General features: G+C 70.6%; 8 protein-coding genes and 2 pseudogenes. 6 read left to right on the top strand and 4 right to left on the bottom strand.

Annotated features, from left to right (window positions below):
- The 3 genes and pseudogenes from VF697_RS14750 to VF697_RS14740 form a co-directional block, all read left to right on the top strand.
- A pseudogene (locus tag VF697_RS14750) lies at positions 1 to 519 on the top strand (kynureninase); the annotation flags it as partial.
- Positions 506 to 1,903 carry an NAD(P)/FAD-dependent oxidoreductase gene (locus tag VF697_RS14745; protein WP_331095418.1) on the top strand — a complete coding sequence of 466 codons (1,398 nt, stop codon included), beginning with the start codon at positions 506 to 508 and terminating at the stop codon, positions 1,901 to 1,903. The pseudogene VF697_RS14750 and the gene VF697_RS14745, both read left to right, overlap by 14 nt.
- Complete coding sequence (locus VF697_RS14740; RefSeq protein WP_331095417.1) at positions 1,881 to 2,618, top strand: SDR family oxidoreductase; 738 nt, start codon at positions 1,881 to 1,883, stop codon at positions 2,616 to 2,618. The genes VF697_RS14745 and VF697_RS14740 overlap by 23 nt, the downstream gene beginning before the upstream one ends.
- Positions 2,619 to 2,640: 22 nt before the next feature.
- Here the strand turns inward: VF697_RS14740 and VF697_RS14735 are convergent, their stop codons facing one another.
- A complete protein-coding gene (locus tag VF697_RS14735; RefSeq protein WP_331095415.1) occupies positions 2,641 to 4,722 on the bottom strand; it encodes a protein kinase domain-containing protein in 2,082 nt (693 codons plus the stop codon).
- A gap of 442 nt (positions 4,723 to 5,164) precedes the next feature.
- Here VF697_RS14735 and VF697_RS14730 point away from each other — a divergent pair, with 442 nt between their 5' ends.
- Positions 5,165 to 5,560: a hypothetical protein gene (locus VF697_RS14730; RefSeq protein WP_331095413.1), complete on the top strand. Its 396-nt coding sequence runs from the start codon at positions 5,165 to 5,167 to the stop codon at positions 5,558 to 5,560.
- Between the two features lies 1 nt (position 5,561).
- Here the strand turns inward: VF697_RS14730 and VF697_RS14725 are convergent, their stop codons facing one another.
- Together VF697_RS14725 and VF697_RS14720 are read right to left on the bottom strand one after the other, a co-directional pair.
- Entirely contained in the window at positions 5,562 to 6,803 is a 1,242-nt protein-coding gene (locus tag VF697_RS14725; protein ID WP_331095411.1) for a sensor histidine kinase, read from the bottom strand.
- A gap of 7 nt (positions 6,804 to 6,810) precedes the next feature.
- Positions 6,811 to 8,217, bottom strand: a complete 1,407-nt coding sequence (locus tag VF697_RS14720) for a sigma-54 dependent transcriptional regulator (protein WP_331095409.1) — start codon at positions 8,215 to 8,217, stop codon at positions 6,811 to 6,813.
- Positions 8,218 to 8,367: 150 nt separating this feature from the next.
- On the opposite strand from VF697_RS14720, the gene VF697_RS14715 reads away from it, so the two are divergent.
- Positions 8,368 to 9,906 (top strand): serine/threonine-protein kinase, encoded by a 1,539-nt coding sequence (locus VF697_RS14715; RefSeq protein WP_331095407.1) that lies wholly within the window; start codon positions 8,368 to 8,370, stop codon positions 9,904 to 9,906.
- Between the two features lie 11 nt (positions 9,907 to 9,917).
- Here VF697_RS14715 and VF697_RS14710 read toward each other — a convergent pair whose 3' ends face one another.
- Positions 9,918 to 10,724 carry an alpha/beta hydrolase gene (locus VF697_RS14710; RefSeq protein WP_331095405.1) on the bottom strand — a complete coding sequence of 269 codons (807 nt, stop codon included), beginning with the start codon at positions 10,722 to 10,724 and terminating at the stop codon, positions 9,918 to 9,920.
- 138 nt (positions 10,725 to 10,862) lie between these two features.
- Here VF697_RS14710 and pgi point away from each other — a divergent pair.
- Positions 10,863 to 11,606, top strand: a pseudogene (gene pgi / locus VF697_RS14705) (glucose-6-phosphate isomerase); the annotation flags it as partial.

Below are 11,606 nucleotides of genomic sequence, written 5' to 3'. Positions count from 1 at the left end.
CCGGGCACGCTGGGCGGCGTCTTCGTCCACGAGCGCCACGCGCACAACAAGGACCTGCCGCGCTTCGAGGGCTGGTGGGGCCACGACAAGCAGACGCGCTTCCAGATGGGGCCGGACTTCGTCCCGACTCCCGGCGCCGAGGGCTGGCTGCTGTCCAATTCACCCATCCTCCAGCTCGCGGCCCTGCGGGCGTCCATGGAGCTCTTCGACCGCGCCACCATGCCGGCGCTGCGCCGCAAGAGCGAGCTGCTCACCGGCTACCTGGAGTTCCTCCTGGACAGGCTCCCGCCCGGGTTCGTGCGCATCACCACCCCGAGAGAGCCGAAGCAGCGGGGCGTCCAGCTCTCGCTGCGCTTCAGCAAGGAGCCTCGGAAACTGTTGGAAAAGCTCACTGCGCAGGGCGTCTTCTGCGACTTCCGTTCACCGGACGTCATCCGCGCCGCTCCAGCCCCCCTCTATGTCAGCTTCCAGGACGTATACCGCTTCGCGGGGGTGTTGGAACGGCATGCACGAGATTGACGGGACGGAGCGCGTAACGGTGGTGGGAGCGGGTCTGGTGGGCTCGCTCCTTTCGATGTACCTGGCGCGGCGCGGCTTTCAGGTGGATGTCCTGGAGCGGCGCCCGGACATGCGGCGCGAGGTGGTGGACGCGGGGCGCTCCATCAACCTCGCCATCTCCGCCCGTGGGCTGTACGCCTTGCGACGGCTGGGGCTGGAGGAGGAGGCGCTGCGCCAGGCCATCCCCATGCGCGGCCGGATGATTCATGCCCCGTCTGGTGGGTTGGCCTTCCAGGCCTACGGCAAGGACGAGTCCCAGCACATCAACAGCATCTCGCGCGCGTGGCTGAACGAGTACCTGATGACGCACGCGGAGCGCTCGGGCCGGGTACGCATCCAGTTCGACCAGCGCGTGCAGCACGTGGACCTCGAGAAGGGCGTGCTCGAGGTGTTGGACAGGGCGAGCGGCACCGTGCGCGAGGTGCGCACGCCGGTGGTGTTCGGCACGGACGGCTCGAGCTCGGCGGTGCGGCGCGAGCTGGCGCTGCTGCCGGGCCACGGCTCGGCGCAGGAGCACCTGAGCCACGGCTACAAGGAGCTGACGATTCCGGCGGGCCCGGGCGGCGCCTTCCGGATGGAGAAGCACGCGCTGCACATCTGGCCGCGCGGCTCGTACATGCTGATTGCCCTGCCGAACCAGGATGGCAGCTTCACCTGCACGCTGTTCCTCCCCTTCCAGGGCCCGGTGAGCTTCGAGTCGCTGGACTCGCCCGCGCGGTTGGAGGCCTTCTTCGAGGAGCAGTTCCCGGACGCGCTGTCGCTGATGCCGGGCCTGACGCACGACTTCTTCCACAACCCCACCGGGACGATGGTGACGGTGAAGAGCACGCCGTGGCACGTGGGGGGCAGGGCGCTGCTGCTGGGGGACGCGGCGCACGCCATCGTGCCCTTCTTCGGGCAGGGGATGAACTGCGGCTTCGAGGACTGCGTGACGCTGGAGGCGTGCCTCGGGCGGCACACGCGGTGGGAGGACGCCTTCGAGGAGTTCTTCCGGCTGCGCAAGCCGAACGCGGACGCCATCGCGGACATGGCGGTGGAGAACTTCGTGGAGATGCGGGACCGGACGGCGGACCCGCGCTTCCTGCTGGAGAAGGCGGTGGAGAAGGAGCTGCTCAAGGCCTTCCCGGGCGAGTTCCTGAGCCGCTACACGCTGGTGAGCTTCAGCCGGGTGCCGTACCGGCTGTCCTACGAGGTGGGCGCCATCGCGGGCGGCATCGTCGCCGAGCTGAGCGAGGGCCTCCACCGGGCGGAAGACGTGGACCTGGACAGGGCGCGCACGCTCATCCGCGAGCGGCTGGTGCCCTTCGTGAAGGAGCACTCGGATGGATTTGGGCTTGAAGGGTAGGCGGGCGCTGGTGATGGGGGCCTCCACGGGGCTGGGGTACGCCATCGCCGAGCAGCTCGTGAAGGAGGGCGCGCGGGTGGCCATCTGCTCGCGCAACGAGGAGCGCCTCCGCGAAGCCGCCAGGCAGATGGGCGCCGCGCTCGCCGTGGCGGCCGACCTGACGAAGCCGGGCGCCACGAAGGCGCTGGTGGAGAAGGTGGTGGCGGAGCTGGGCGGCGTGGACGTGCTCGTGGCCAACACGGGCGGCCCGCCCAAGGGCAGCATCGAGAAGCTCACGGCCGAGCAGTGGCAGGAGGGCTTCCAGAGCCTGTGGATGAGCGTGGTGGAGGGCCTCCAGGCGGCGCTGCCGGGGATGAAGGAGCGGCGCTGGGGCCGCATCGTCCTGGTGACGTCGGTGGCGGCGCGCGAGGCGATGCCGCTGCTGACCATCTCCAACGGGCTGCGCGCGGGGCTGATGGGGCTGGTGAAGACCGTGAGCAACGAGGTGGCCGAGCACGGCATCACCATCAACGGCGTCCAGCCCGGCTACCACGCCACGGACCGCCTCCGGGAGCTCGGCATCCCCGAGGACAGGATTACGTCGCAGATTCCGGCGCGCCGCCTGGGCAAGCCCGAGGAGCTGGGCGCGCTGGTGACGTTCCTCGCCTCGGAGCAGGCGGCCTACGTCACGGGCCAGTCCATCGCCATCGATGGCGGGTGGATGCGCGGCTTCTGAGCCGAGCGGGAGGGGGCGGCGCTCACGTGCCGAAATTCTCCTCGCGCTGGAGCTTGCCTTCGCGATCCCACCAGCGCCACTTGCCCTTCTGGAGGTCCTGGCGGAAGTGGCCCTCGGAGGCCTTGCGGCCATTGTCGTGCCAGTGGGTGGAGACGCCCTCCCTGTCACCGTCCTCCCGGTAGAAGGTGGTGCTCTTCTTCCGGCCGTTGGCATGCCAGGAGTTCCATGGGCCGAACTTCGAGGGAACGCCCGCCAGGCTCCCTTCCGATTTCTCCATGCCCTGGGACTCCATCCGCCCGTTGTCGTGCCAGCTCGTGAAGCGGCGGATGCCGGCCCGCTGGTAGACGAAGCTCCAGTGCTTCTTTCCGTTGTCGTACCATCTCGTCCAGTTGCCGCTCTCCTGGCCCGCGTCGTCGTAGGCGCCTTCCTTCTCCTTCGGCCCACTGGCGTGCCACCAGAGCCACGGCCCCACCCGCTTGCCACTCGCGTAGAGCCCCTGGGAGGCCGGCTTCCCGTTGTCGTGCCACGCGCGCCACTCGCCCTGCTGCCTCCCCTGCTCGTAGGCGCCCTCGCTCTTCTTCTGCCCGTTCGGGTGGTACTCGACCCAGGTGCCCGTCTTGTTCCCGTGCGTGTAGGTGCCCTGCTCCTTCACCGTCCTCCCGTCGATGTGCCAGGCGGTGTAGGGGCCGTGGTACTGGCCCTGCTCGAAGACGGCCTCCCACTCCTTGCCGTCCACACCGCCGAAGCGTGTCCAGGGACCCTGCTTCTCGCCCTTCGAATACGCGCCTTGTTCCCGCACCTGGCCGTCGTACTCGTAGGTGAACGAGGGGCCCTCGAGGACGTCGTCCTGGTAGTTCTTCTCGAACTCCTTGTGCTCGTAGCTGGAGTAGGTGATCCAGGTGCCCACCTTCTTGCCGTGGCGCCACGCGCCCTCGCGTGACTTGAACCCGGACTCGAAGAAAACCTGGGGGCCGTGGAGCTTGTCGTCGGCGTAGGTGCTGCGCTCGCGCAGTTCGTGCCTGTCGCCCCAGCGGACCAAGGGGCCGTGGGGCACCGGGTGGCCGTTGGGGGTGACCCGGCTGCACCAGCGGATGCGTTTGGCGAGGTCCTCCAACTGCTGTGCGCCGTCGGGACAGACAATCTCCAGCTCGACCTTCGTCGGGGAGGTCTTCTCGTCGCTCGGGGTGGAACGCGGGGCCTCCGACGTCACGCCCCCCTCCGAGCGCAACCGGGGCCCGAGCACGAGCACGCCCGCGGCGAGGGCCCCGGCCACACCCAGGCCAGCCCCCACGAAGGCCAGCACCCGCTTGAGGGAGGCCCGTCCGGAGCGGAGGGCCGTGAGGGCCTCAAGCGCCTCGGTCGCGGTGGTGAAGCGCTTGCGCGGCGTGGGGTGGACGAGCCGCTCCAGGAAGCGCAGGGTGGGCGGCCGCAGGTTCACGTGCTCGCGGAACTCCAGCCGCAGCCCTTCGCCCATCAGCTCGGAGGGGTGCTTGCGGCTGAGGAGGTGGAGGAGCGTGGCGCCCAGCGCGTAGACGTCACTGCCGGGGCGAGCCACGCCCGCGAGCTGCTCCGGCGGCATGTAGCCCAGCGTGCCCACCAGGGTGGCCTGTCCCGCCGTGGCCCGGTGCACCTCGCGGGCGGCACCGAAGTCCACCAGGGCGAGCGTCCCGTCCGGTCGGCGCAGGAGGTTGGCCGGCTTGATGTCCCGGTGGATGACGTGCGGCGACAGGCCATGCAGGTACACGAGCAGCTCGAGTCCCTGCGCGGCGAGCTCGAGCACCTCGGCCTCGCTGTAGCGGTGCGTCTTCAGCTCCTCTTCCAGCGAGACGCCTTCCACATGGGACATGACGAGGTACAGCCGCGTCTCCGTATCGGTGCCCTCCTGGAAGGCGTCGATGAAGGAGGGGAGCCGGGGATGGGAGAGCTGGCGGAGCAGCTCCGCCTCGCGCTGGAAGGCCTCGAGCGCCTGGGTGTCGGGCACCAGGGTGAAGAGCAGCTCCTTGAGGACCACGAAGGGGGCACTGCCCGTCGTGCTCGCGAGGTACACGCGGCTGTGGGGTTGCGCGGAGAGCAGCCGCATCACCTGGTAGCCGCGCACGTGCACGGCGGCCCCACACCGAGCACACCGAGCCGCATGCACCTCGGCCCCGCACGCGACGCATGGCGCCGTGGCCCTGGACATCTCAGCCGTCATTCCCGAATTCCCCGGGGCACCTCGGTGCCCGACCTGTGCGTGCTTCGCGCGGTCGGTTCTACCATTGCGAGCGGACCTGTATCCCGTGGCCGTCCGTGGCGTCCGGGCCCCGCGGACAGCTGTCCGGTCGAGTGTCCGGGGCCATGCGGGCCGGACACTCGCGGAGCGGGCACCGGACAGCACGCGCAACCCCTGGATTCTCCAGACATTTCTCTGGCGACCCGAGGCGGAGAGCGCGGGGCGGCGGACGCGCATGGGGGCTCCACGGGGCCCGGGAAGGCCGGCACGGCGGTTGCTCATGGGGTGGTGCGACGGGCTCATGAAGAGTCCCGCTCATTCGATGGAGAATCCCATGCGTACCCCTTCCTTCCGTTCCCTGCTGCTGGCCGCCGTGCTCCCCCTGGGCCTCACCGCGTGCGGCCCCGAGATCGACGAGAACATCCTCCAGGTGTGTGACGCTCGGGCGCCGCGCGGCTCGGACGCGCACTTCCAGTGCGTCTCCCACTTCGAGTCGGGCGCCGAGGTGCTTCCTCAGGGGACGCAGCCGTGGGACGTGGCGCCCAAGCTCGTCATCCGGGACCAGCAGGTCGTCATCCGGGACCAGCCGGTCGTCATCCGGGACCAGCAGGGGAAGCTGCCGTGGGACGTGGCGCCCCAGCTCGTCATCCGGGACCAGGATGGGGAGTCGGTCATCATCCGGGACCAGGACGGGAAGTCGGTCGTCATCCGGGACAATCAGGGGAAGTGACTCACGCGCGGGTCATCGTCAACCGGGCCCGGGAGCCGCTTCCCACGTTCCCCGTCTCCCGCCCGGGCAGCCACACGGTGACGGTGGCGCCTCCGCCCTCCCGGTTCTCGATGCGCAGCCGTCCCCGGTGCGCGTCGATGATTTCCCGGCATAGCGAGAGCCCCAGCCCCGAGCCCTTCTCCTTGGTCGTGTAGAAGGGCAGCAGGGCGTTCTGCAGCACCTCGGGAGCGAGCCCGCGTCCGCGGTCGTGCACGCACAGGCGGAAGCCTCCCTCGGCCTCCTGGACCTCGAGGGACACGGACTCGGGGGGGCCACCGGCCTCCTGGGCGTTCTTCAGCAGGTTGATGAGCACCTGCTCCACCTGCGCGGCGTCGCACCAGCCTGGCCGGGCGGGTGGCGGCGCGAAGGTGGCCTGGGGATACAGGGCCTGGAGTCCCGAGAGGAGCCGGGGCCACTCGACCAGGGCCAGCTTGGGGGCGGGCAGCCGGGCGAAGCGGGCGTAGCCGTCGAGGAAGGTGCGCAGGTGGGTGGTGCGCTCCTCGAGGGTGTCGACGACCCGGGTCAGCTTGCCGAGCTGCTCGGGGTTTCGCGAGATGAGACGCGCCGAGTGCAGCAGCGAGGAGATGGGGGCTAGCGAGTTGTTCAGCTCGTGGCTCATCACCCGGATGACCTTCTTCCACACGTCGGCCTCCTGGCGGGCCAGCTCGCGCGTGAGATGCTTCACCAGCAGCAGCGTGTGGGGCTCTCCCTCGAAGTCGAAGTCGCGCTTGGACAGGTGGAACGTCTCGCTCTCCTTGTCCACCTCCACGGTGAAGAGCTCATCGCTCTCGGTGAGGAGCGCCTGGCGCAGCGGAGCGGGGGCGCCCTGGAGCATGGAGAGGAAGTTCTGCCCCTCGACGGCACGGCCCTCGAAGAAGAGCTCGCGTGCGGCGGCGTTGGTGAGGGCGATGCGGCCCGAGTCGCCATACAGCACGATGGCCAGCGGGACGCCTTCCACCAGGGTGCGCAGTCGCTGGTCCTGTCCGGTGGCCTGGGCGCGCGCGGCGCCGAGCAGCACCCCGAGCCCCAGCGGCACCCCGAGTCCGGCGCCCACGAGTGTCCACACGGCCGAGCCGGTGGCCAGGGCGAAGCCCGCGGTGGAGGTCACGGCGAGCACGAGGGCGGCCACGCCCGGTGCCAGGCGGCGGAGCCGGGGGAGCACCCGGGGCGAGGAGGGGCGGGAAGTCGTGGAAGTCATCGACATGGGTGCCTCATCCCCTGAGCCGGCGCTCCACGCTGAGGCCGAGCCGCTCCATGCGCCGGTAGAAGGCTTGCCGGCTGAGGCCGAGCTGGGCGGCGGCGCGAGACACCACGCCCCGGGCCTCGGCGAGCGCCTGCTCCACGGCCGCGCGCTCGGCCGCCTCATCCGCCGAGGGCGGGGGGGAGGCGGGCATGGGCTCCGCGGCGGATTTCCCCGGCAGGGCGCCCTCGGACAGCCCGAGGTCCACCGCCTCCAGGGTGACCGCCTTGCGCACCAGCACCGCGCGCTGGATGCGGTTCTGCAGCTCGCGCACGTTGCCCGGCCAGTCGTGGGCCAGCAGCGCCTGGCGCGCACCGGTGCTCAGCTGCACCTCCTCCTCCTCGGGCTGGTACTTGCGCAGGAAGTGCTCGGCGAGCAGGGGCACGTCCTCGGGCCGGTCCTTGAGCGCGGGCAGGCCCACCTCGATGACGGCGAGCCGGAAGTAGAGGTCCTCGCGGAAGGTGCCCTCCTGGATGGCCCGGGACAGGTTCACGTTGGTGGCGCTGATGACGCGCACGTCCACCTTCCGGGTGACGCTGCTGCCCAGCCGCTGGTACTCGCCGAGCTGCAGCACGCGCAGCAGCTTCGCCTGCCCCGTCAGGGACAGGTTGCCAATCTCATCCAGGAAGAGGGTGCCGCCGTGGGCCTCCTCGAAGCGGCCCACCCGCAGCTTCGTGGCTCCGGTGTAGGCCCCGGGCTCGGCGCCGAAGAGCTCCGCTTCCAGGAGCTGGTCCGGCAACCCGCCGCAGTTCACCTTCACGAAGGGCCTGTCCCGGCGGCGCGAGTTGGCCTGGACCATCTCCGCCACCTGCTCCTTGCCCGCCCCATTGGGGCCGGTGATCAGCACGGGCACGTCCGCGGGGGCCACCTTCACCACCAGTGACACCACCTCGTGCATGGCGGGGCTCGCGTAGATGACGCCCCGCAGGTCGTGCTTGCGCGCCAGCTCCGCCCGGGCCCGCTCGCCGCCAGCCCGCAGCCGCGTGTTCTCCAGGGACAGCTCCCGGAGCCGCAACAGGTTCTGGACCGTGTTGACGAGCTTGGTGTCATCCCACGGCTTGGCCAGGTAGTCGCTCGCCCCCTCCTTGATGAGCTGCACCGCCATCTCCAGGGAGGTCCACGCCGTCATGGCCACCACGGGCAGGTCTGGATCCAACCGCCGGATGTCCCGCAGCAGCTGCAGTCCCTCGTGCCCGGACGTGGTGGCCTCGGTGAAGTTCATGTCCTGCACCACCACCCCCACGTCCTCGGTGGCCACCAGGTCCAGGGCCTCCCGGGGCGAGCCGGCCACCAGGACGGGCAGACCGTGCAGGTCAAACAGGACTTCCAGGGCGGTCCGCACCGCCGCCTGGTCATCCACGATGAGCGTCTTGAGCATGGTGGCGCGCACTTTACACCGACAGCTTCATGGTGTTTTTCCAGCTATGCTGCGCTGGCCATGAGTGAAGCCGTGACTCCCTTTCTTGCCGTCCCAACCAGGTCGACAGGCTCCTCCGTGTCCTCGGGCGGTGGGGAGGACGGGCGCGCGTTGCTCCAGGAGCGTCTGGGGCTGTTCGGGAAGGTGGCCTTCCTCGTCGACATCCTCTATTACCCGCTCTTCAACCTGGCGCTGGGGTTGGATCCGGCGGTGGGGTTTCGGGGAGCGCTCCAGGGGCTCCTCTCCTATCAGGCGCTGGGCGAGTACGTCGTCTTCGGGGGCCTGTGGCTGGCGTGCCGGACCGGCACGCGCTCGCTGCGGGCGTTGTACGCCATCGAGCTGGTGGGCCTGTGGGCGATGGGGGCCGTCATCTCCGTCTGGCCCTTCGTCCACCCGTACCCGATGGCGGGGACCTACGAGCTGCTGCTGGCGCAGGTGGTGCTGCTGAGCCTGCGCGCCACCCTGGTGCCGAGCAGCGCCCGGCGGACGCTGGTGCTGAGCGGCGGGACGTGCCTCATCGGCCTGGGGGCGACCTTCTTCGCCTCGGGCGTCCGTGACGTCTCTCCCAGCACCCCCATCTCCCTGGTGCTGCTGGCGTCGTGCTGGTGCATCGCGACGACGGCCTTCTCCACGGTGGTGTCGTCGGTCATCTATGGGCTGCGCAGGCAGGTGCGGGACGCGCGCAAGCTGGGCCAGTACACGCTGCTGCAGCGGCTGGGGGGCGGAGCCATGGGCGAGGTGTTCCTGGCCAGCCACGCCCTGCTGCGCCGCCGCACCGCCATCAAGCTGCTGCGCGCCGACGCGGATGGCCAGGGGTTGGAGCGCTTCGAGCGCGAGGTGCAGCTCACCAGCCAGCTCACCCACCCCAACACCATCTCCATCTACGACTACGGGCGCACCGCCGATGGGCTCTTCTTCTACGTGATGGAGTACCTGGAGGGGGTGGACCTGGACGGGCTGCTCGCCGCCTCGGGGCCGCAGGAGCCCGCGCGCGTCATCCACATCCTGCGGCAGGTGTGCGGGGCGCTGGAGGAGGCGCACGGCCAGGGCCTGTTGCACCGCGACATCAAGCCGGCCAACCTCTTCCTGTGTCGGCGGCGTGGCGTGCCGGACCTGGTGAAGGTGCTCGACTTCGGCCTGGTGAAGGACCTGGGTGACACCGGAGACGTGGCGCTCACGCTGAACCGGGCCATCACCGGCACGCCGCTGTACCTGGCGCCGGAGGCCATCGCCACGCCGGAGAGGGTGGACGCGCGCGGGGACCTGTACTCGCTGGGCGCGGTGGGCTACGCGCTGCTCACGGGCACCCACCTCTTCGAGGGCCGCAGCGTGGTGGAGATCTGCGCCCACCACCTGCACACGCCCCCGACGCCGCCGCGGGAGCGTGCCGGACGCGAGCTGCCGAAGGACCTGTGTGACGTCATCCTGCGCTGCCTGGAGAAGACGCCCGAGGCCCGCTACGAGAGCGCGCGGGCGGTGAGGGTGGCGTTGGAGGCGTGCGCGGACGCGGGGCGCTGGACGGAGGAGGACGCCGGGCGCTGGTGGCGGGAGCAGGGCGAGCGGCTGGAGTCGACTCGGCCCCGGCGGGGCAACCCGTTGCTCACCGGGACGCAGACGCTGGTGCCCGAGCGCGCGAAGCTCGCGGGCTGAGACTGGCTCCCTCACAGCAGGGAGCTGACTGCCTCCAACACCTGGGGCCACTCCTTCGCGCGTGGGTCGATGACCTCGAAGTGCTCGGCGCCCGGCAGGCTCACGAGCCGGACGGAGTCGCCGAGCTTCGTGGCGCGGGCATGGTACTCGGCGCTGAGGGACAGCGGGACGATGGTGTCCTCGGTGCCGTGCACCAGCACCTGCTTCACCCCGAGCGGCAGGAGCGCGGCGGGAGAGCCGAGCCGGTAGTGCTCGGGCACGTGCGCGGGCGTGCCGCCGAGGAAGGACTCGACGATGCCCTCACTGAGACGCAGGGCGTGGGCGCGCTCGAGGTCCACCACGCCCGCGAGTGACACCGCCCCCCGCGGCACCAGGGGCTGGGGCGTGTGCAGCGGCTGTCCCGGCTGGAGCCGCCCGCGCGCCGCGAGCCAGAGCGCGAGGTGTCCGCCGGCCGAGTGCCCCAGGGTGACGACCCGCCCCAGGTCCAGCGGGGAGTGGGCCGCGAGGGTGCGCAGGAAGTCCGTTCCGCGCGCGACGTCCTCGAAGGTGCCGGGCCAGCCTCCCCCCGGGTGGCCCACGCGCCGGTACTCGAGGCTCCAGGTGGCGTAGCCCCGCCGGGTGAGGTCCGCGCACAGGTGGCCCACGTGCTCGAGGTCATACCGCGCGCGCCAGAAGCCCCCATGGACCACCACGACGACGGGGTGTGGCCCCTTGCCCCGCGGCAGGCGCAGGTCCCCGAACTGGTGGGTGAGGGCGCCATAGGGAATCCGCGCATCTGCGGGAGGCGCGGGCGTCTCGAGCATCCAGGGCTGGCTCATGGCGGGCGGATGATAGCCCCAGCGGCTCGCGCCTGTTCAGTGTCGGGAGTCGGGCGCGCCCTTCATCAAACTCTTTTCCCACGTGCGGGCATGGCGGTAGGAACGGGGCTGACCAGCAACCGCAGCCGAGGAGAGGCGATGAGCGAGCGTCAGCTTTGGGAGCGCTACAAGAAGTACCTGTGCGAAGTGGAGTCGGTCGGGCTGACGCTCGACGTGTCGCGGATGAACTTCGCCGACGACTTCCTCGAGCGGATGCGCGGCCCGATGGACAAGGCCTTCGACGCGATGGAGGCGCTGGAGAAGGGCGCCATCGCCAACCCGGATGAGAAGCGCATGGTGGGCCACTACTGGCTGCGCGCCCCCGAGCGCGCTCCCCAGCCGGGCCTCGGCAAGGAAGTGCAGGACACGGTGGCGGCCGTCCGGAGCTTCGCGGAGGACGTGCACGCGGCTCGGGTGAAGCCCCCGAAGGCGGACCGCTTCACCCGGCTGCTGCTGGTGGGCATTGGCGGCTCGGCGCTGGGGCCGCAGCTCGTGGCGGACGCGCTCGGCACGGCGGCGGACCGGATGCAGGTGTTCTTCTTCGACAACACGGACCCGGACGGGATGGACCGGGTGCTGGCGCAGCTCGGCGACAGGCTCTCCGAGACGCTCACCGTGGTCATCAGCAAGTCGGGCGGCACGAAGGAGACGCGCAACGGCATGGTGGAGGCCGAGCGCGCGTACAAGGCGAAGGGGCTCGACTTCGGCGCGCACGCGGTGGCGGTGACGGGCGAGGGCAGTGAGCTGGACCGCTACGCGAAGCAGGGCAAGTGGCTGCGGATGTTCCCCATGTGGGACTGGGTTGGTGGACGCACCTCGGTGCTGTCGGCCGTGGGCCTGTTG

Source organism: Archangium sp. (genome assembly GCF_036388035.1).
Taxonomy (GTDB): Bacteria; Myxococcota; Myxococcia; order Myxococcales; family Myxococcaceae; genus Archangium.
This window is presented reverse-complemented; position numbering and strand designations above follow the sequence as displayed.

Coding starts and splice junctions, on each gene's coding strand:
- VF697_RS14745 (WP_331095418.1), top strand. CDS start 506: ATGCACGAGATTGACGGGACGGAGCGCGTAACGGTGGTGGGAGCGGGT.
- VF697_RS14740 (WP_331095417.1), top strand. CDS start 1,881: ATGGATTTGGGCTTGAAGGGTAGGCGGGCGCTGGTGATGGGGGCCTCC.
- VF697_RS14730 (WP_331095413.1), top strand. CDS start 5,165: ATGCGTACCCCTTCCTTCCGTTCCCTGCTGCTGGCCGCCGTGCTCCCC.
- VF697_RS14725 (WP_331095411.1), bottom strand. CDS start 6,803: ATGTCGATGACTTCCACGACTTCCCGCCCCTCCTCGCCCCGGGTGCTC.
- VF697_RS14720 (WP_331095409.1), bottom strand. CDS start 8,217: ATGCTCAAGACGCTCATCGTGGATGACCAGGCGGCGGTGCGGACCGCC.
- VF697_RS14710 (WP_331095405.1), bottom strand. CDS start 10,724: ATGAGCCAGCCCTGGATGCTCGAGACGCCCGCGCCTCCCGCAGATGCG.